This is a genomic window from Pseudomonas sp. BJa5 (assembly GCF_030272875.2).
Taxonomy (GTDB): domain Bacteria; phylum Pseudomonadota; class Gammaproteobacteria; order Pseudomonadales; family Pseudomonadaceae; genus Aquipseudomonas.
In genome coordinates, this window is sequence record NZ_JALRNG020000021.1 from 1 (window position 1) to 19,417 (window position 19,417).

14 protein-coding genes are annotated in these 19,417 nt (G+C 65.6%); 6 read left to right on the forward strand and 8 right to left on the reverse strand.

Translation table 11 applies throughout. The features are described from left to right. Positions 1–230: 230 nt before the first annotated feature. The 4 genes from M2D63_RS13695 to M2D63_RS13710 all read left to right on the forward strand — a co-directional run bounded on the left by M2D63_RS13695 (position 231) and on the right by M2D63_RS13710 (position 6,843). Positions 231–2,027, forward strand: coding sequence for an acyl-CoA dehydrogenase C-terminal domain-containing protein (locus tag M2D63_RS13695; RefSeq protein WP_285863463.1), 1,797 nt, complete (start codon positions 231–233; stop codon positions 2,025–2,027). Between the two features lie 29 nt (positions 2,028–2,056). Continuing rightward, positions 2,057–3,859 carry an acyl-CoA dehydrogenase gene (locus M2D63_RS13700; protein WP_285863464.1) on the forward strand — a complete coding sequence of 601 codons (1,803 nt, stop codon included), beginning with the start codon at positions 2,057–2,059 and terminating at the stop codon, positions 3,857–3,859. Between the two features lie 29 nt (positions 3,860–3,888). Continuing rightward, the gene (locus M2D63_RS13705; RefSeq protein ID WP_285863465.1) at positions 3,889–6,000 is read left to right on the forward strand and encodes a 3-hydroxyacyl-CoA dehydrogenase NAD-binding domain-containing protein; all 2,112 of its coding nucleotides are present in this window, start codon (positions 3,889–3,891) and stop codon (positions 5,998–6,000) included. A 63-nt stretch (positions 6,001–6,063) separates the two neighbouring features. Next, positions 6,064–6,843: an SDR family NAD(P)-dependent oxidoreductase gene (locus tag M2D63_RS13710; protein WP_285863466.1), complete on the forward strand. Its 780-nt coding sequence runs from the start codon at positions 6,064–6,066 to the stop codon at positions 6,841–6,843. A 192-nt stretch (positions 6,844–7,035) separates the two neighbouring features. Here the strand turns inward: M2D63_RS13710 and M2D63_RS13715 are convergent, their stop codons facing one another. The 7 genes from M2D63_RS13715 to M2D63_RS13745 are packed head-to-tail and all read right to left on the reverse strand — an operon-like array spanning position 7,036 to position 13,152. Continuing rightward, entirely contained in the window at positions 7,036–8,073 is a 1,038-nt protein-coding gene (locus M2D63_RS13715; RefSeq protein WP_285863467.1) for a DUF1254 domain-containing protein, read from the reverse strand. A gap of 25 nt (positions 8,074–8,098) precedes the next feature. Further along, complete coding sequence (locus tag M2D63_RS13720) at positions 8,099–9,505, reverse strand: DUF1254 domain-containing protein (protein WP_285863468.1); 1,407 nt, start codon at positions 9,503–9,505, stop codon at positions 8,099–8,101. Between the two features lie 45 nt (positions 9,506–9,550). Then, the gene (locus M2D63_RS13725; RefSeq protein WP_285863469.1) at positions 9,551–10,132 is read right to left on the reverse strand and encodes a DUF2889 domain-containing protein; all 582 of its coding nucleotides are present in this window, start codon (positions 10,130–10,132) and stop codon (positions 9,551–9,553) included. A 50-nt stretch (positions 10,133–10,182) separates the two neighbouring features. After that, positions 10,183–11,010, reverse strand: a complete 828-nt coding sequence (locus M2D63_RS13730) for an SDR family NAD(P)-dependent oxidoreductase (protein WP_285863470.1) — start codon at positions 11,008–11,010, stop codon at positions 10,183–10,185. Between the two features lie 26 nt (positions 11,011–11,036). Further along, positions 11,037–11,456 carry a MaoC/PaaZ C-terminal domain-containing protein gene (locus tag M2D63_RS13735; protein ID WP_285863471.1) on the reverse strand — a complete coding sequence of 140 codons (420 nt, stop codon included), beginning with the start codon at positions 11,454–11,456 and terminating at the stop codon, positions 11,037–11,039. Positions 11,457–11,466: 10 nt separating this feature from the next. Continuing rightward, complete coding sequence (locus M2D63_RS13740; RefSeq protein ID WP_285863472.1) at positions 11,467–11,907, reverse strand: MaoC family dehydratase N-terminal domain-containing protein; 441 nt, start codon at positions 11,905–11,907, stop codon at positions 11,467–11,469. A gap of 57 nt (positions 11,908–11,964) precedes the next feature. Further along, positions 11,965–13,152, reverse strand: a complete 1,188-nt coding sequence (locus M2D63_RS13745; RefSeq protein WP_285863473.1) for a lipid-transfer protein — start codon at positions 13,150–13,152, stop codon at positions 11,965–11,967. 319 nt (positions 13,153–13,471) lie between these two features. Here M2D63_RS13745 and M2D63_RS13750 point away from each other — a divergent pair, with 319 nt between their 5' ends. Together M2D63_RS13750 and M2D63_RS13755 are read left to right on the forward strand one after the other, a co-directional pair. Further along, positions 13,472–15,346 (forward strand): DUF1302 domain-containing protein, encoded by a 1,875-nt coding sequence (locus tag M2D63_RS13750; RefSeq protein WP_285863474.1) that lies wholly within the window; start codon positions 13,472–13,474, stop codon positions 15,344–15,346. 25 nt (positions 15,347–15,371) lie between these two features. Next, positions 15,372–16,742, forward strand: coding sequence for a DUF1329 domain-containing protein (locus M2D63_RS13755; RefSeq protein ID WP_285863475.1), 1,371 nt, complete (start codon positions 15,372–15,374; stop codon positions 16,740–16,742). Between the two features lie 916 nt (positions 16,743–17,658). Here the strand turns inward: M2D63_RS13755 and M2D63_RS13760 are convergent. Next, positions 17,659–19,356: an AMP-binding protein gene (locus M2D63_RS13760; RefSeq protein ID WP_285863476.1), complete on the reverse strand. Its 1,698-nt coding sequence runs from the start codon at positions 19,354–19,356 to the stop codon at positions 17,659–17,661. Positions 19,357–19,417 lie beyond the last annotated feature (61 nt).

Here is a 19,417-nt window from a genome sequence, read left to right on the forward strand (position 1 = left end):
GCCCCGCGATGCGATGTAACTGACCGATTGCAATCGCGGGGCAAGCCCGCTCCTACAAAAGACAGTTGCTCCCACGGAATCCAGAGCTATTCCGAGATCCATTGTGGGAGCCGGCAGCCACACAGACAATTGCTGCCACGCCCACCCTTCCAGAGTGGGCGCCCCTACCCCCCCATTCTGTTGAACTCTGGCAAACGGCTTTTGCCCATCGGCCCCCTTCGGAGTTCTTCATGAGTGAATACAACGCCCCGCTGCGCGACATGCAGTTCGTCCTCAACGAACTGGGTTACCTGGACCAGGTCAGGGAACTGCCGGGCTGCGGCCAGCTCGATAACGACCTGGTCGAGGCGATCCTTGGCGAAGCCGGCAAGTTTGCCCATGGCGTGCTGTCGCCGCTGAACGTCAGTGGCGATCGCCAGGGAGCGCGCTGGAGCGAGGGTGAGGTGGCGACTGCCAAGGGCTGGCGCGAGGCCTACCAACGTTTCATCGGGGGAGGCTGGAATGCCCTGTCGTGCGATCCTGAATTTGGTGGCCAAGGTCTGCCACGGGTGATCTCGGCGCTGGTCGACGAGATGTGGAACGGCGCCAACCTGTCGTTCGGCCTGTGCCCCATGCTCACCCGGGGCGCCATCGAGGCCATCGAGTTGTGTGGCTCAAGCGAGCTCAAGCACACCTACCTGGCAAAGATGATCAGCGGCGAATGGACCGGCACCATGAACCTCACCGAGCCCCAGGCCGTCTCGGACCTGGCCGCCGTGCGCAGTCGCGCCGAACCCGCAGGCGACGGCACCTACCGCATTCATGGGCAGAAAATCTTCATCACCTACGGCGAGCATGACCTGACCGACAACATCGTGCACCTGGTGCTGGCCCGGGTTCCCGGCGCGCCGGAGGGGGTCAAGGGCATCTCGCTGTTCGTGGTGCCCAAGTTCCTGGTCCAGGCCGACGGCAGCCTGGGTGCACGCAACGATGTGCGCTGCGCCTCCATCGAGCACAAGCTGGGTATCCACGCCAGCCCCACCGCCGTACTCGCCTTCGGCGACCAGCAGGGCGCCACCGGCTGGTTGGTGGGTGAAGAGAATCGCGGCCTGGAGTACATGTTCATCATGATGAACGCCGCGCGTTTCAGCGTCGGCATCGAGGGCGTTGGCCTTGGCGAACGGGCCTACCAACGGGCCCTGGCCTATGCCCGCGAACGCATCCAGGGCACCGAGGTCGGTGCGCGCGAACGGAGCAAGGTGGCGATCATCCGCCATCCCGACGTGCGCCGCATGCTGCTGTCGATGAAGTCGCGCACCGAAGCCATGCGTGCCCTGGCCTGCGAAGTCGCCGCGGCGATGGACGGCGCCGAGCGTCACCCCGACCCGGCACGCCGTGAAGAACTGCAGGCGCTGGTCGAGCTGATGATTCCGGTGATCAAGGGCTGCTGCACCGAAAACGCCGTGGACATCGCCTCGCTGGGTATCCAGATCCATGGCGGCATGGGCTTTATCGAGGAAACCGGCGCTGCCCAGCACTTGCGCGATGCGCGCATCACCACCCTTTACGAAGGCACCACCGGGATCCAGGCCAGCGACCTGATCGGCCGCAAGATCGCCCGTGACAACGGCCAGGCCATCGGCCAACTGAGCCGGCGCATGCAGCAGGTGGTGGAGCAACTGGTCCACACCGACGATCCGCAGTTGCTGGTCATCGCCCACTACCTGTCCCGTGCACTGATGGCGCTGGACGCCAGCGTCGAGTTCATCGTCTCGCAGTTCGCCACCCGCCCCGCCGCGGTGTCCGCCGGTGCCGTGCCGTTCCTGGAACTGTTCGGCATCGTCGCCGGCGGCTGGCAGATGGCCCGCTCGGCGCTGGTCGCCCACCGCCAGCTCCAGGCCGGCAGCGCCGAACAGGACTTCTATCGCGGCAAGCTGCTCACCGCCCGCTTCTATGCCGATCACCAGCTGGCCCAGGCCCAGGGGCTGTCGCAAGTGGTGCTGCAAGGCAGCGCGGCGGTGCTTGAGATCGACGACCTGCAGTTCTGACCCCTTTATCTTCGCCGCGAGAACCTGTGATGACCGATGCCCTGCTCAACGAACGTGAACTGAACTTCCAGCTCTATGAACTGCTCGATACCGAGGCGCTGCTCGACCGCCCGCGTTATGCCGAACACGACCGCGCGGTGTTCGACGCCACGCTGGAGACCGCCCGCGGCATCGCCGCCGAATACTTCGCCCCGCACAACCAGAAAGGCGACGCCAATGAACCGACCTTCGATGGCACGACGGTCAGGCTGATCCCGGAAACCAAGGCGGCCTGGGACGCTTTCGCCCAGGCGGGCTTTCTCGCCGCCCACCATAACGCCGACGACGGCGGCCTGCAGTTGCCGGAGGTGATCCTGCGGGCCAGCATGGCCTACTTCAATGCCGCCAACATCGCCACCGTGGCCTATGCGTTCCTGACCATCGGCGCCGCCAACCTGGTCAAGAGCTTTGCCGGCGAGGCCTTGCGCGAGCGCTTCCTGGCGCCGATGCTCGATGGCCGCTTCAGTGGCACCATGGCCCTGACCGAGCCCGGTCAAGGCTCGGCCCTGGGCGACCTGCGCACCCTGGCGCGGCCGGCCGGCGACGGCAGCTACCGATTGAGCGGCCAGAAGATGTTCATCTCCGGCGGCGATCACGGCCTGACCGACAACATCGTGCACATGGTGCTGGCCCGTATCGAGGGCGCACCGGCAGGCACCCGCGGCATCTCGCTGTTCCTGGTGCCCAAGTACCTGGTCAATGCCGACGGCAGCCTGGGCGAGCGCAACGACGTGGCCCTGGCCGGCCTGCTGCACAAGATGGGCTACCGTAACACCACCTCCACTGTGCTGAACTTCGGCGAGCAGGACGGCGCCGTCGGCTACCTGGTGGGCGAGCCGAACAAGGGCCTGTCGTACATGTTCCAGATGATGAACGAAGCGCGCATCGGCGTGGCCCTGGGCGCCTCGGCGCTGGCCTACCAGAGTTTCATCCATGCCCTGGACTACGCCCGCGAGCGTCCCCAGGGGCGGCTGCCGGGGGCCAAGGACCCGCTGGCGCCGCAGGTGCGGATCGTCGAGCACGCCGATGTGCGGCGCATGCTGCTGCAACAAAAGGTTTATGCCGAGGGTAGCCTGGCGCTGTGCCTGTATGCCAGCAGCCTGTACGAGGACGCCCACACCGCGCCCGATCAGACGGCACGACAAGCTGCCGGCGAGTTGCTCGACCTGTTGATCCCCATGGTCAAGTCCTACCCGTCCAGATACGGCGTGATCGCCTCGGACATCGGCGTGCAGGTCCTCGGCGGCTCGGGCTATATCCGCGAGTACCCGCTGGAGCAGTACTACCGCGACAACCGCCTGAACCCCATCCACGAAGGTACTGAAGGTATTCACGGCATTGATTTGCTGGGTCGCAAGCTGCAACAGAACGGCGGTGCGGGCTATCGTCAGTTCCTGGAGCAGGTGCGCAACACCCTGGACGCCGCCGCCCGCGATGGCCGCTGCGCCGGCCTTGCCTACCTGCTGGCCGGTGCCGTGGCGCACCTGGAGCGGGTCACCGACAGCTTGCTGGCGCAGGTCGCCGCTGACGCCGACCTGGGCCTGGCCAACGCCACGCCTTACCTGGACCTGTTCGGCCGGGTGCTGGTGGGCTGGCTGTGGCTGCGCATGGCGCACGTCGCCAGCCGCGCCCTGGACGCCGGTGCCACCGACAGCGAAACGGACTTCTACCACGGCAAGTTGCAGGCCGCCCGCTATTACATGGACTGGGAACTGGCCAGCATCGAGGCGCAGGCGCTGCTGCTGGCCGGCGCCAACCGCGCCAGCTTCGACATGCAGGACCCGTGGTTCTGAACCCGTACAGACAATAAAAAGGAGTCACCATGAGTTCCCTGGTCACCTATCAGGTTGAAGACGGCCTGGCCCTGATCGGCCTCGCCCGCCCCCCGGTCAACGCCCTTGGCCAGCCACTGCGCGAGGCCATCCTCCAGGCCTGCGAGCGGGCCGACGCCGATGCCGCGGTGCGCGCCATCGTGCTGTACGGTGCCAATGGCCTGTTCTGCGCTGGTGCCGACATCAGCGAATTCGGCAGCCCCGCCTCCTTTGCCGCGCCCGATCTGCCCGACGTGCTGCTGCGTCTGACCCGCCTGGACAAACCGCTGGTGGCCGCCATCGGTCGCCTGGCCCTGGGCGGCGGCCTGGAGCTGGCGCTGGCCTGCGGCTACCGTGTGGGCGAACCGCAGACCCACGTCGGCCTGCCGGAAATCAACCTCGGCCTGCTGCCCGGCGCCGGCGGCACCCAGCGCCTGCCACGGCTGGTGGGCGTAGCGCCAGCGCTGGAGATGATGCTGAGCGGCGCCCAGGTGCCTGCGGCCCGCGCCCTGGAGCTGGGCATTCTCGACCGCCTGGCCGACAGCGCCGGGCAACTGCTCGACTGCGCCTGCCAGTTCGCCCGCGAGCTGATCGCAAGCGGCGCCCCGGCGCGTCCGGCCGAGCGTTTCCCGGATCCTGCCAGCGGCCTTGAGGCGGACTTCCTCGAGCGCTACCGCGCCGAACAGGAACCACGCTGGAAGAGCCGCCTGGCACCGCGCCTGGTGTTTTCCGCAGTCGAGGCCGCCTGCCTGCTGCCGCTGGAACAAGGCCTGGCCCGGGAAGTAGCGCTGTTCAAGCAGGCCGAAGACTCCCTGCAGTCGCAGGCCCAGCGCCATGTGTTCTTCGCCGAACGCGAAGCCGGCAAGATACCCGGCATCGATGCCAGCACCCCGCTGCGGCCGATTCGCAAGGTAGCGGTGATCGGTGCCGGGACCATGGGCGGCGGCATTGCCATGAACTTTATCAATGTCGGCATCCCGGTGACCCTGCTGGAGCGCCAGGGCGATGCCCTGGACCGCGGCCTGGCGCAGATCCGCCAGAACTACAGCATCAGCGTCAAGCGCGGCAAGCTCAGCGAGGAACGCCTGGAGCAGCGCATGGCCCTGCTCACCGGCACCCTCGACTACGCCGACCTGGCCGACGCCGACCTGGTGATCGAAGCCGTATTCGAACAACTGCAGATCAAGCAGGAGGTGTTCCGCCAGCTGGACCAGGTATGCAAGCCCGGCGCGATTTTGGCGACCAACACCTCATCGCTGGATGTCGACCAGATCGCCGCGGTGACCACGCGTGCGCAGGATGTCATCGGCCTGCACTTCTTCAGCCCGGCCAATGTCATGCGCCTGCTGGAAGTGGTCAATGCCCGGGAAACCGCCGCCGATGTGCTGGCCACCACCCTGCGCATGGGCCGCACCATCGGCAAGGTGCCGGTGGTGTCGGGCGTGTGCTTCGGTTTCATCGGCAACCGCATGCTCGAACCCTATGCCCGCGAAGCCCATCGCCTGGTGCTCGAAGGCGCAACGCCGGAGCAGGTGGACGCCGTGCTCACAGGCCTTGACCTGAACATGGGCGTATTCAGCATGCTCGACCTTGCCGGGGTCGATGTGAACTTCCTGGTGCGCGACGCCAACCGTGCCGCCATCGCCCATGACCCCAGCTACTGCCGGATCGGCGACGAGCTGTACAGCCTGGGCCGTTACGGCCAGAAGACCGGGCGCGGCTTCTACCTGTATGAGGGGCGCAATCGCCAGAATGACTATGAAGTGGTCGCCCTGGCCGAGCGCCTGGCCGGTGAACTGCACGTGGCCCGACGGCCGATCGCCGATCAGGAGATCCATGACCGCTGCCTGTTCATGCTGATCAACGAAGGCATCCAACTGCTGGACGAGGGCATTGCCTTGCGCGCCGGCGACATCGACCTGGTGTGGATCAACGGCTACGGCTTCCCGGCTCATCTGGGCGGGCCGATGCACTATGCCGAACAGCTGGGCCTGGACAAGGTGCTGGCCGGCATCGAGCACTATCGCCAGAGCCTGGGCGAATATGGCCGGATGTGGTTCACCCCGGCGCCGTTGCTCGAACGCCTGGTGGCCGCCGGCAAGACCCGGATCGAACGCTTCTGATCACCCTGGCAGGCGTCATCCAACGTGATGAGCCTGCCACTTCCCCTTTGCAGGACACCCCTGATGAACGAAACCCCCAACCTCTTTTCCCTTGCCGGCCACACCGTGCTGGTCACCGGTGCCTCCAGCGGTATTGGCGCCCATCTGGCCCGCGTCGCCGGACGTGCCGGTGCCCGTGTGGTGCTGGCGGCCCGCCGGGTGGAACGCCTGCAGCAACTGGCCGAGGCCATCCGCGAGGATGGCGGCCAGGCCTTGCCGGTGGCCATGGATGTCACCGACCGCGCCAGCGTCGAAGCGGCGTTCGATGCCGCCGAGGCCGCCTTCGGGCCGGTGGACGTGGTCCTCAACAACGCCGGTATTGGCCAGGGCCAGCGGGTGCTGGAGATCAGCGAGCAGGACTGGAGCGCCATGCTGTCGACCAACCTCGACGGTGTCTGGCGCGTAGCCCAGTGTGCGGCGCAGCGCCTGGCGCGTGCCGGGCGTGGCGGCAGCATCGTCAACATCGCCTCCATGCTCGGCTTGCGCGTGGGCACCGGTTACAGCCACTACTGCGCGGCGAAGGCCGGCGTGGTGCAATTGACCAAGTCGCTGGCGCTGGAACTGGCGCGCTACCAAATCCGGGTCAATGCCATTGCCCCGGGGTACTTCAAGACCGAGATGACCGATGGCTACTTCGACAGTGAAAAGGGCCAGGCCTACATCGTCGAGGCGGTGCCCATGCGCCGGCTAGGCCGCTTGCAGGAGCTTGAAGGACCGTTCCTGCTGCTGGCGAGCCAGGCTGGCGCCTACATGTCGGGCGCGGTGCTGGCGGTGGATGGCGGGCAACTGGTGGGGAGTCTGTAACGGGGCTGCTTCGCAGCCCATCGCAGGCTTCGCCAGCTCCCACGCGGACCACTGTGGGAGCTGGCTCCCACAAGGGCTCTGTACATACCCGGACCCTGTGGCAGCTGGCTCCCACAAGGGCTCTGTACATACCCGGACCCTGTGGGAGCTGGCGCAGCCTGCGATCGACCGCGCAGCGGTCGCAACAGCGACTCAAGAAGCCGGTCGCGCCTCAGGCAGTTTCCAGCTGCCGTCCAGGATCGGCTGGCCCGGCAGGTAATAGCGCACCATGTAGTTCCACCCCGGCATGATCGGCAGGCAGTTGGCGTGCGCCGCCGTGCAGCCGCCAAAGCGTACCGAGACACTGCCATCCTCGCCCTTGCGCGCCGTCAGGTTGTTCAGGGCGTAGGCCTCCAGGTCATTCTTGCGAAACTGCCCCTGCGCGTCATACACACTGATCGACCAGAACGCCCCCGTCGGCACCTTGGCGACATCCAGTCGATACGGCGTCTGCCCGTCGTTATGCGCTGGCGTGACCACCTGGTAATAGGCGTCCTTCTCAGGGTTGCCGCCCCAGGCCATGGCACTGCCAATCAAGTGCCGCACCGGGTCCACCTCGCCGCGCTTGCCGAACATGCCGCGGGAATCCTCAAGGGTCGAGCCCAGGGCCAGCAGGGCTTTCCTGACCTGCGCCCGGCTGGTCTCGTCCCAGTCCGGCACCTGGAAGTGTCCCGGGCCGTTGGCCTGCTTGACCACGATGGCATCCTGCAGCACCTTGATCTGCTCCAGTTCCTGCGGCTCAGCCGAGTTGATCAGGGTACGCACGCCGAACAGCACATAACGGGTCGAGACGTCCGCCCTGCTCAGCCTGTACTCCCCCGCGCCGTAATGAACGCCCACCACCTGGTGGTCCTCGTCGATCATCATCAACGACATGAACCGCTCGCCGGCATCGGGCAGGGTCACGCTGACGGGCCCTGCGTCCAGGTCGAACACCGCCGTGGAGTACAGGGTGTCGCGGTTGGGCCGGACCACGGTCGGACGCTCCACCGGGATCAGGTTGCGCCAATGGGCGAAGGTGCCGAAGCCGCCGCGTTTGACGGTGAGGTCGAAATAGCGGTCGGTCTCGGCGCGGATGAAGTTGTCGACGCTGACCGCCACCGGCGTTGCCGGCGACGCATCGCCATGGGCCAGCGGCAGGCACGCCGCGAGGATGGCGGCAGCCGCCAGCAGTACTTTCAGGTCTTTCATTGTTGTTATTCCTGTTGTGAGGTGATCAATCTATCCGTTGAACCCTGGGTGCCTGCCAGCGACCGTCGAGGGCCTCGGGCTTGGGCCAGTACAGGCGGCCGGCGATGTAGAACGGGCCGTCCGGCGCGGGCAGCCAGTTGGCCAGCAGCGCCTTGTCCGGCTGCTGGTGCTGGATGTACAGGGTCACACCGCCATCGGCATCGCGCTTGAGGTCCGGCAGCATCGGCGAGTTGATCAGGTAGCGGTTCAGCGGGTTGGCCACCAGCAGGCGTTTGGCGTCGTACAGGGTCAGGGACCAGAAGGCATTGACCGGTGGCAGCTGGCCCGGTGCGAAGCGCAGGGTGTAGCGGTGCTGCGAGGCGTCCAGTTTCTGGCCGTCGGCGTCGAGGTAGAACGGTGGGTAGAGGGTCTCTTCGCGGTCATTGCCATACAGGCCGGTGACCGTCGCGCGCATGCGGTACAGGTAGTTGTCGCCCAGGTACTCGCGGCTCCCCAGAAAACGCGAGGTGGACACCTCGCCACGGGCCACCTGCTGGCCGAGGGCATCGAAGTCCCGCCAGGCGTCAGCGATGCCGGCGCGCATGGCCTCGCGAATGTCTGCCGGCAGTGCGCGCTCGTCGAAGCGCTGGCCCGGGCCGATGCCCAGCCTGGCGAAATCCTTCATCAGGCCCTGCTCCGCAGGATGGGTCGGGCAGAAGCCGAGCACGAAATTCAACTGCTTGAAGAATGCCAGGCTGCTGCGCGCTTGCTCGGCGGTAAGCGGCACGAAGAAATCCACCGCAGGTGCCGGCGCTGGCGCCGCTTGACCGAGGTACGCCGACAGCGGCTGGACCTTGTAGCCGGCCTGCACCCGTTTGACGTTCTCCAGGTCGTCCGGCCCCTTGAGCTGGGTGCGGTAGAAGACAAAGGCGAACTCGGTTTCCGAACGCAGCACCCGGTCGATCCCCGGCGGCACGCTGCCCTGCCAGTCGGGCCCGGCCAGCAGGTAAGTACCGCCGCCATTACCCGTGGTGCGGCTGCCGACATAGCCGAAGTTGTAGGTGAAGGCATCGACGAACTGCGCCGAGTAGTAACGCCCCTCCTCGACGTTCGGCATCGTCAGCACCAGCGGCTCGGCACGCAGGTCGGCGCCCAGTTGGGAGTATGGCGTATCGGCGTTGGGCGTCGGGTAGGCCTTGTCGTCGGGGGTGTAGATCCGCGCCGTGTTGTGCAGGGTGTTCCACGGTGCCTTGAACTCCGGGTGCCCACGGTCCTGGAAATAGGTGTACTGGACGCGGTAGTGATCCACCAGGGGAAAGCCGTAGATGTAGGCCTGCTTGGCGATCACCCGGGCCTGGGCCGGGGTCAGCGCGTCGGCCACGGCCAGTTGCAGGTGACTGGCCAGGGCCAGCAACGCAACCAGGCACAGGTGTTTGATGTTATTCTTGTTCACCACGATCTCCTTGTCGTCTGGCCTGGCGCCGGGCGCCGGGCCGGTTCAGTGCTGTGAGGGGTCCTCGATGGGGTTCCACACCGTTGCGCGGTGGGCGGCGTCGCCATCGGGGTGGTAGGCATGGCAGGTGCCGATCACCCAGTGCCTGGGCATGCGAAAATCCGGATCGCGGGCGGCACGCTGGCGCAAGCGCTTCTGCATCACCGGGGCCAGGGTCTGGATAGCGGTGGTGGCCATCGGGCCGAGCATTTCGGTGAGGTGGGTACAGCCCTTGATGCCCCCCACCCGCTCAGCGACCCGCTTTTTGAAGCCAGGGCCGATACGCAGCCCCACCAGGGCCCCGTAGGCACGATTGATCTGCCCGCACACGGGCGTGGGCGCCTGTTCGGAAACGGCCTTGAACTGGCGGATCACCATCTCCTCGTCGATGGTCATGGTGATGCGCATGTAGTGCAGCACGCCGTTGGCGGGGATGGTGCCGTAGGGAAAGTCGGTATCGACGCCCTTGGTGTCGAGCAGCCGGCCCTCGATGTCGAACAGACCGTCATCGCGCTCGAATCCGGTGCAGACCACCTGGCGGGTATGCAGCAACCGGCGTCGGGGCTGGCCGGCAATGGACAGGGTCATGGCCATGAACTCCAGGGATGGCGGAGCGCCGGGGCACCCCGCCACGGTTATCAGACGTTGCCCAGACCGCCGCCGCAGACCAGCACCTGGCCGCTGACGTAGTCCGATTCCGGAATGCAGAACAGGTACACGGCCCCTGCGGCTTCCTCGGTGTTGCCCGGACGGCCCAGGGGAATCAGGCTCTTGGACTGCTCGACGATCGCCGGGCTGATGCCGACCTTGATCTCGCGGCCTTCGATATTGATGAAGTTCGGATCGCCCTCCACCGGCTGGGTCTGGCGGGTTTCGATGTGACCGAAGGCCACGGCGTTGACGTTGACCTTCATCCGTCCCCACTCCTTGGCCAGGCACTTGGTCATGCCCAGCACCCCGGCCTTGGCGGTGGAGTAGTTGACCTGGCCCGGGTTGCCGCTGGCCGACACCGACGACACGTTGACCACCTTGCGGTTGACCACCCGCCCCTCGGCGGCTTCCTGCTTGGCCATGGCACTGATGATCGGCTGGGCGGCACGCAGGATGCGAAACGGCGCGGTGATATGGCAGTCGATGATGGCGTACCACTGCTCGTCGCTCATCTTCTGGATCACGTTGTCCCAGGTGTAGCCGGCGTTGTTGACGATGATGTCGATGCCGCCGTAGTTGTCGACCGCGGTCTTGACGAAGCGCTCGGCGAAGTCGACGGCGGTGACGCTGCCCACGCAGGCGACGGCTTCGCCGCCGGCATCGCGGATCTGCGCGACCACTTCTTCGGCCGGGCCTGCGTCCAGGTCGTTGACCACCACGCGGGCGCCATCGGCGGCCAGTTTCAGGGCGACACTGCGACCGATGCCACGGCCGGAGCCAGTGACCAGGGCGACTTTACCTTCGAGTTTTTTCATGGGGATTGTCCTTGTTATTGTTGGATTCAGCTCAGGGCCACGACGGCTTCGCCGACCAGCTTGTCGTCGCCGTACTGGTTGCTGCAGCGGATCGCCAGGCGCGCGCGGCGCTCGCCGTCGACCTCAAGCAGTTCGGTGACTTTGCCGTGGCAGCTGGGGAAGTGGCCCACCTGGGTGATGCCGGTAAAACGCACCGCGAGGCTGCGAATCTGTCGCTGCGCCACCCAGCCGGTGAGCAGCCGGCCCAGGTAGGCGACCGAGAGCATGCCGTGGGCGAATACATCCGGCTGGCGGGCCTTGCGGGCGAAGTCCAGGTCGATATGCACCTGGTTGTGGTCGCCCGAGGCACCGGCGTACAACGCCAGGGTGGTACGGTTGATCGCAGGCAACAGCAGCGGCGGCAGTTCGAAGCCGACTTGCACATCGGTCGATTGAAAAGCATTCATGGCGGGTTCCTCAGCGCTGCACGAGCGACGAGCGGATGTCAGCGATAGGCTGGCCATCCTGGTTGCTGACGCGGGTCTGCTGCACCACGAAGGTCAAGGCCCCGCCCTTCTTCTCGTAGACATCCACCACCCGGGTATCGAAGGTCAGCACATCGCCGGCGTAGGCCATGCCGTGGTAGTCGAAACCCTGTTCGGCGTGCAGGATGCGTCCCAGGTCGAAGCCGAAGATGTCCTCGACGATATGGTCGCTGTCGCGCCCCTCGGCCTCCAGGCACATCAGAAAGCTGGGCGGCACCGGCAGTGAGCGGTGCCCCGCCGCGCGGGCGGCGGCTTCGTCGGTATAGATCGGATCGGTTTCGCCAATGGCCTTGGCGAAAAAGCGCAGGCGGCCTTTTTCCACTTCACAGGTGGTTACCCCCAGCGAGCGGCCGATGAGACTCTTGTCTGCCATGTCACGCAGTCCTGTCAGTCAGTAGTAAGGCGCGCCCGCAACGAGCGCGCCGGGTCATCAGCCGCGGCCGAACAGGGTCACGATGCCGGCGCCGCCCAGGCCCAGGTTGTGCTGCAGGGCGTGATGCAAGCCTTCTACCTGACGCTTGTCGGCGCTGCCACGCAGTTGGTGGGTCAACTCGTAGCACTGGGCAAGGCCGGTGGCCCCCAGCGGGTGGCCCTTGGACAGCAGGCCGCCGGACGGGTTGACCACCACCTGACCGCCGTAGGTGTTGTCGCCGTCGAGCACGAACTTCTCGGCGCCGCCTTCGGGGCAGAAACCCAGGCCTTCGTAGGTCAGCAGTTCGTTATGGGCGAAGCAGTCGTGCAGCTCGCAGACGCGGATCTCGTCCGGGCCGACGCCGGCCTTTTCATAGACCTCGGTAGCCGCCTGGCGGGTCATGCCGACGCCGACGATGCTGATCAACGACGGTGGATCGAAGGCCTCGGGCTGATCGGTGACCAACGCCTGGGCCAGGATACAGACATCGGTGCGCAGGCCGTGCTGCTTGGCGAAACGCTCGGAAACCACGATCGCCGCGGCACCGCCACAGGTCGGCGGGCAGGCCATCAGCCGGGTCATCACCCCCGGGAAGATCACCTGGTCGGCCATGACTTCTTCGGTGGTGACCACCTTCTTGAACACCGACAGCGGGTTGTTGGCGGCATGGCGGCTGGCCTTGGCGCGAATGGCGGCGAAGGTTTCCATTTTCGTGCCGTATTTCTGCATGTGCTCGCGGCCGGCGCCGCCGAAGAACTTCAGCGCATCGGGCATCTCGCGGCCTTCGGCGAAGATCGCGTCGGCCACTTCATGGCCCTTGCCGTAGGTGATCGGGCGGTCCAGCCAGTGGGACTTCAGGGCGCCAGGCTGCATCTGCTCGAAGCCGAACGCCAGGGCGCAATCCACCGCGCCGCTTTCCACCGCCTGGCGCGCCAGGTACAGCGCCGTGGAGCCGCTGCCGCAGTTGTTGTTGACGTTGATCACCGGGATACCGGTCAGCCCCACTTCATAGAGCGCCGACTGGCCACTGGTGGAATCGCCGTAGACGTAGCCGGCGTAGGCCTGCTGGACCTTGCGGTAGTCCAGACCGGCGTCCTGCAGGGCCTGGCGAATCGCCTGGGCGCCCATCTCGATGTAGGTACCGCTCTGGCCAGGCTTGGCAAACGGGATCATGCCGACACCGGCGACAAATACTTTCTGCGACATCACTTTCTCCAAGGTCAGTTGTCATGGCCTGCGACTTCGCCCGCTGGCGGGGCGATCACGGCAAACCGTCAACCGATGGTCACGTAACCACGACCCGACAACGCCCCCCCCGGTGGAGGGGGCTTTGAGGCCTGGGTCACAGAACGCGAGGGAGGCGACAGGAGGGAGGGCTCCCCCCCCTCTGGAGGGGGAAGCACCGGCAGACACGGCGGTAGCGTTTGCTCGCGGTCCACCAGAACAACAACAAGATCACAGGGGTAACCATCACGTGACTTTCGCACGACATACGCGCTCGCAACGCCAACGGCCTTCGAACCTGATGCCCATCGAACTGCGCCCTCAGCTGCTGGCCCTGGCCGTGAGCCTGGGCACCGCTACCGGCGCCAACGCCCTGGACTTCCAGATCGGCGAAATCGAGGGGCAGTTCGATTCGACCCTTTCCATCGGCGCCAGCTGGGCAGTACGCGGGCCGGATCCGACCTTCGTCAACGCCGCCAACACCGTGGGGCTGCGCGGCGAATCGGCCACCCGCACCGCCGACGACAACCGGCAGAACTTCAAGAAGGGCGAGACCTTCTCGAAGATCTTCAAGGGTGTGCATGACCTGGAGCTGAAGTACCGTGACAGCGGCGTGTTCGTGCGTGGCAAGTACTGGTACGACTTTGAACTCAAGGACGAGCACCGCCTGTTCTACGACATCGACGACAGCGGCCGTGACGACCTGGCCAAGGCATCCGGCGCCGAATTCCTCGATGCCTTCGTCTACCACAACTACGAGCTGGGCGACCTGGCCGGCAACGTGCGCCTGGGCAAACAGGTGGTGAGCTGGGGCGAAAGCACCTTCATCGGCAACTCGATCAACAGCATCAACCCCATCGACGTCGCCGCCCTGCGCCGCCCGGGTGCCGAGGTCAAGGAAGGCCTGGTGCCGGTGAACATGTTCTACCTCTCCCAGGGCCTGAGCGAGAACCTCAACGCCGAGGCGTTCTACCAGCTGGAATGGGACAATTCGGTGGTCGACAATTGCGGCACCTTCTTCGGCTCCGACCCCCTGCCCCAGGGCTGCAACGACCGCCTGGTATTCGCCGGCCCCGACCTGGCCCCGGGTGTGGCGCGCAATACCGCCACCGCCGCGCAGATCCTCAGCGGCGCGGTGCGTGATGACGTCTACATGCCGCGCCTGGAAGACAACGACCCGCGTGACAGCGGCCAGTATGGCGTGGCGCTGCGCTGGTTCGTGCCGCAGCTGCACGACACCGAGTTCGGCTTCTACGCCATGAACTACCACAGCCGCAGCCCTTACCTGAGCTTCAAGCAGACCACCGTGGCGCCGATCACCGCCGCCCAGCTGGGCGCCCTGCCTGCCGCGGCACGCTCGCTCGCCGCGGCACAGAACCAGTTCGACCGGGTGCGCTCGGCGCGCTACTTCGTCGACTACCCGGAAGATATCCGCCTCTATGGCGTGAGCTTCCAGACCACCCTGGGGCCGACTTCGGTCGCGGGCGAAGTCAGCTTCCGGCCGAACATGCCGCTGCAGATCAACACCGCCGACCTCAACCTGGCGGCGACCCAGTCCACCGACACCGACCTGCGCACCCAGACCTCACCGGTGTTCACCTCGGGTGAAACCGCGCAACAACTGGGTGGCGACTTGCCCGGCTACAAGCGCATGCCGGTGCTGCAGGCGCAGATGACCGCCACCCACTTCATCGACCAGATCTGGGGCGCCAGCCGCCTGACCCTGGTCGGCGAAGTCGGCTACAACCGCATCAATGGCCTGGGCGACGCCAACGGCACCGACATTCGTTTCGGTCGCAGCCCGGTATACGGCGCCGGCGAGTTCCCCGGCAGCCAGAACGCCACCGTCTGCGCCACCGCCAGCAACCCGCAGAAGGAGTGCAACAGCCACGGTTTCTACACCACCGACTCCTGGGGCTATCGCCTGCGCGCCAAGCTCGACTACTCCAACGTCATCGCCGGCATCAACCTGTCGCCGAACCTGGCCTGGTCCCACGACGTGGACGGCTGGGGGCCGAACTTCGAGGAAGGCGCCAAGGCCGTCAGCATCGGCGTGGACGCCGACTACCTCAACACCTACACCGCCAGCCTGAGTTACACGGACTTCTTTGGCGGCCAATTCAACACCACCACTGACCGCGATTACGTCGCGCTCAGCTTCGGCGTCAACTTCTGAGTCGCAACCGACAGAGGGTATCTCCATGAACCACAAAAAGATCATCACCTCGGCAACCCTGGCACTTTCCCTGCTGGCCAGCAGCGTCATGGCCGCCATCAGCGAACAGGAAGCGGCTCAACTGGGCACCGCCCTCACCCCGCTGGGGGCGCAGAAGGAAGCCAACGCCGACGGCAGCATTCCGGCCTGGACCGGGGGCCTCAAGGCTGGCGCCGCGCCAGTGGATGCCAAGGGCTTCCTCGGCGATCCGTTCAAGAACGAAAAGCCGCTGTTCACCATCACCGCAGCCAATGCCCAGCAGTACAAGGACAAGCTGACCCCCGGCCAGCTGGCGATGTTCACCCGCTATCCGGACACCTACAAGATCCCGGTCTATCCAAGCCACCGTACCGCCATGGCCCCGGCGAAGATCTATGACCTGGCGAAAAAGAGCGCGGTCGGTGTCCAGCTGGTCAGCAATGGCAATGGCCTGGGCAACTTCGCCGACTCGCGCTATTACGCCTTCCCGATTCCCAAGAGCGGCGTGGAGGTCTACTGGAACTACGTCACCCGCTACCGTGGCGACAACATCGAACGCTGGTCGGTGCAGGCCGCTCCGCAGGTCAATGGCGACTACACCATCGTCGAGACCCATGACCAGAACAGCTTCCCGCAGTACATGGATGGCGTAGACCCGCAAGCGGCGAAGAATGTCCTGTACTACTACATCTTCGCCGTCAACGCCCCGGCACGCCTGGCCGGCACCGTGTCCATGGCCCACGAGACCATCGACCAGGTCAGTGACCCGCGCAAGGCCTGGACCTACAACGCCGGCCAGCGCCGTGTACGCCGCGCCCCGCAACTGGCCTACGATGCCCCGGGCCTGGCCTCCGACGGCATGCGCACCTCCGACAACGCCGACATGATGAACGGCTCGCCCGACCGTTATGACTGGAAGCTGATCGGCAAGAAGGAGATGTACATCCCCTACAACAACTACAAGCTGCAGTCGCCGAGCCTGAAGTACGCCGACATCATCAAGCCGGGCCACATCAACCAGGACCTGACCCGCTACGAGCTGCACCGGGTGTGGCATGTGCAGGCCACGCTCAAGCCGGGTGAACGGCATATCTATGCCAAGCGCGACATGTACTTCGATGAAGACACCTGGGTGCTGGCCGAGGTGGACCATTACGACGGGCGTGGACAGCTGTGGCGCGTGGGCGAAAACTACACCTACAACAACTTTGAAAAAGGCCTGAACGCGCCGGCGGCGCAAGGTTTCTATGACCTGATTGCCGGGCGTTACATTGTCGCCACCATGAGCAACGAAGCGAAGCTGGCGCCGCAGTACGGAGGCCGGACCAAACTGGCTGACTTCACCCCGGCAGCCCTGCGCAACGCGGGTATTCGCTGAGCCCGCGCCTACAGGTATCGACCTGAACGCCCTGCAACTGCAGGGCGTTTTTGTAGCCGCGGCCGAACACGATACACCGAGGTTACCGGATAGCGACTGCTGCGCAGTCGATCGCAGGCTTCGCCAGCTCCCACAATAGTCACCTGGTTGCAGGGGCATTTTGGGAGCTGCCGACAGGCTGCGATACCTCCACCGCCGAATATCTGACCCACCGTGGTGGCCGGGTTGCGACTGCTGCGCAGTCGATCGCAGGCTTCGCCAGCTCCCACAATAGTCACCTGGTTGCAGGGGCATTGTGGGAGCTGCCGACAGGCTGCGATACCTCCACCGACGAATATCTGACCCACCGCGATGGCCGGATTGCGACTGCTGCGCAGTCGATCGCAGGCTTCGCCAGATCCCACAGTAGTCACCTGGTGCAGGGGCATTGTGGGAGCTGCCGACAGGCTGCGATACCTCCACCGCCGAATATCTGACCCACCGCGATGGCCGGATTGCGACTGCTGCGCAGTCGATCGCAGGCTCCCACAATAGTCACCTGGTTGCAGGGGCATTGTGGGAGCTGCCGACAGGCTGCGATACCTCCACCCCGAATATCTGACCCTCCGTGGTGGCCGGGTTGCGACTGCTGCGCAGTCGATCGCAGGCTTCGCCAGTTCCCACAGTAGTCACCTGGTTGCAGGGGCATTGTGGGAGCTGCCGACAGGCTGCGATACCTCCACCGCCGAATATCTGACCCTCCGTGGTGGCCGGGTTGCGACTGCTGCGCAGTCGATCGCAGGCTTCGCCAGCTCCCACAGTAGTCATGCACTTGCAGGGGAACCTGTGGGAGCTGCCGCCAGGCTGCGATCGGCCCTACGCAAAAAAGAAAAGGCCGGTCGCAAAGGACCGGCCCGGTTCAACAACGCTCCCGCAGCTACTCGAAAATCACCTTGCAACGACTGGCGCCCCAGCTCTCGACCTCGCGGTGATACCGATCCTCGATCAGGTTGCGGCGAATCTTCAAGGTCGGTGTCAGCAGCGCATTGGCAATGGTCCAGGGCTCGGCGACGACCACCAGGCACGCCAGTTGCTCATGCGCCTCGAACTGGGCATTGACCTCGGCCAGGAACACCTCAAGCTCGGTGGTAACCTTGTCCCGGCCCTCGGCTGTCGCCAGCACAGCACGGGTGTCGGCCGACACATTGAGCAAGGCCAGCGGCGCCGGCAGGCCGACGCCGGTCACGCAGGAGGCCTCGACCCGCGGGTGGTTGCCCAGCCTGGCCTCGATCGGCACCGGCGCCACGTACTTGCCCTTGGCGGTCTTGAACAGCTCCTTGACCCGCCCGGTAATGCGCAGGCGCCCCTGCTCGTCCAACTCGCCACGATCGCCGGTGCAGAACAGGCCATCGGCGGTGTAGCTCTGGGCCGTCAGCTCAGGCAGCTTGTAGTAGCCCAGCATCTGCGCCGGACTCTTGACCAGGATCTCGTTGTCTTCACCGATACGGCATTGCACCCCCGGGATCGCCGCGCCGACATAACCAACCCGCACCTGCCCCGGCAGGCTGAAGTGCGAGGTGCCGAAGTTTTCCGACATGCCATAGCCTTCGAGTAGCTCCAGGCCCAGCTGGCGGTACCACTCCATGACCTTGACCGGCAACGGCGCCGAACCGGACAGGCCGGTGTGCACCTGGTCAAGCCCGAGCGCCGAGAGGATCTGCGCCTTCATCAGCTTGCCCTCAACCGGATCGGCGAACACCTTGGCCTGGGTAGCCGGATCGATGCGTTCGTTGATGCCCTGGTAGAACTTGCCCCACAAGCGCGGCATCGACAGGAAGATGGTCGGCCGCGCACGGCGCAGGTCGTCGCTGAAGGTCTCAAGCCCGAGGTTGAAGAACACCCGGCAGCCACTGTACAGCGACACCGCCTCCACCACCGCCCGTTCGGCGGTATGGGCCAGGGGCAGGTAGGACAACAGGCGGTCACCGCTGTGGGTGCCCTTGCCGTCGGCATACATGCACCCGGTGACCGCCGGCGCGGCATACATGGCGCCGAAACTGTGCATCACGCCCTTGGGATCGCCGGTGCTGCCGGAGGTATAGATGATGGTGGCCAAGGCCTCGGGCGCGGGCTCGACCACCGCCTGCAACGGCGCGGTACGGGCGACGATATCCGCCCAGGCCTGGCCTTCGCCACACGCCGACATCGGCAGGTCGATCAGCGGCAGGCTGGCGGGAACCGAGGCGCGGACCGCCTCCCAGCCAGCCCGGTCACCTTCCAGGCGGCCGACGAACAGCAGGCGCACTTCGGCATGTTCCAGCACATAGCGCACCGTGTCGGCATTGGCGGTGGTGTACAGCGGCACGCTGACATGCCCGGCCATCCAGATCGCCAGGTCGGCGATGATCCAGTGGGCGCTGTTCTTGGCGTAGATGCCAATGGAGGACTGTGCCGGCAAATCGAGGCTCTGCAGGTGCGCGGCCATGCGCCGCGCCTGGTCGCCCACTTCGCCCCAGCTGTAGTCCTGCACACTGCCATCGGCCAGGGGCTGGGTCAGGTAGATCGAATCGGCTGTGCTGCGCTCCCAGTGAAGGAAGCGATGCAACAGTGTAGGGTGCTTATTGTTGTTGTTCATGGCAGTTCCTGCATCCGAGGGGTGGTGTTCCACCCATTGAAATTATTCTGTCTGTGCCCGC

What these genes read in the sequence shown, in the direction of transcription:
- M2D63_RS13695 (WP_285863463.1), top strand. Translation starts at nt 231, where the DNA reads ATGAGTGAATACAACGCCCCGCTGCGCGACATGCAGTTCGTCCTCAAC.
- M2D63_RS13700 (WP_285863464.1), top strand. Translation starts at nt 2,057, where the DNA reads ATGACCGATGCCCTGCTCAACGAACGTGAACTGAACTTCCAGCTCTAT.
- M2D63_RS13705 (WP_285863465.1), top strand. Translation starts at nt 3,889, where the DNA reads ATGAGTTCCCTGGTCACCTATCAGGTTGAAGACGGCCTGGCCCTGATC.
- M2D63_RS13710 (WP_285863466.1), top strand. Translation starts at nt 6,064, where the DNA reads ATGAACGAAACCCCCAACCTCTTTTCCCTTGCCGGCCACACCGTGCTG.
- M2D63_RS13715 (WP_285863467.1), bottom strand. Translation starts at nt 8,073, where the DNA reads ATGAAAGACCTGAAAGTACTGCTGGCGGCTGCCGCCATCCTCGCGGCG.
- M2D63_RS13725 (WP_285863469.1), bottom strand. Translation starts at nt 10,132, where the DNA reads ATGACCCTGTCCATTGCCGGCCAGCCCCGACGCCGGTTGCTGCATACC.
- M2D63_RS13730 (WP_285863470.1), bottom strand. Translation starts at nt 11,010, where the DNA reads ATGAAAAAACTCGAAGGTAAAGTCGCCCTGGTCACTGGCTCCGGCCGT.
- M2D63_RS13735 (WP_285863471.1), bottom strand. Translation starts at nt 11,456, where the DNA reads ATGAATGCTTTTCAATCGACCGATGTGCAAGTCGGCTTCGAACTGCCG.
- M2D63_RS13740 (WP_285863472.1), bottom strand. Translation starts at nt 11,907, where the DNA reads ATGGCAGACAAGAGTCTCATCGGCCGCTCGCTGGGGGTAACCACCTGT.
- M2D63_RS13745 (WP_285863473.1), bottom strand. Translation starts at nt 13,152, where the DNA reads ATGTCGCAGAAAGTATTTGTCGCCGGTGTCGGCATGATCCCGTTTGCC.
- M2D63_RS13750 (WP_285863474.1), top strand. Translation starts at nt 13,472, where the DNA reads ATGCCCATCGAACTGCGCCCTCAGCTGCTGGCCCTGGCCGTGAGCCTG.
- M2D63_RS13755 (WP_285863475.1), top strand. Translation starts at nt 15,372, where the DNA reads ATGAACCACAAAAAGATCATCACCTCGGCAACCCTGGCACTTTCCCTG.
- M2D63_RS13760 (WP_285863476.1), bottom strand. Translation starts at nt 19,356, where the DNA reads ATGAACAACAACAATAAGCACCCTACACTGTTGCATCGCTTCCTTCAC.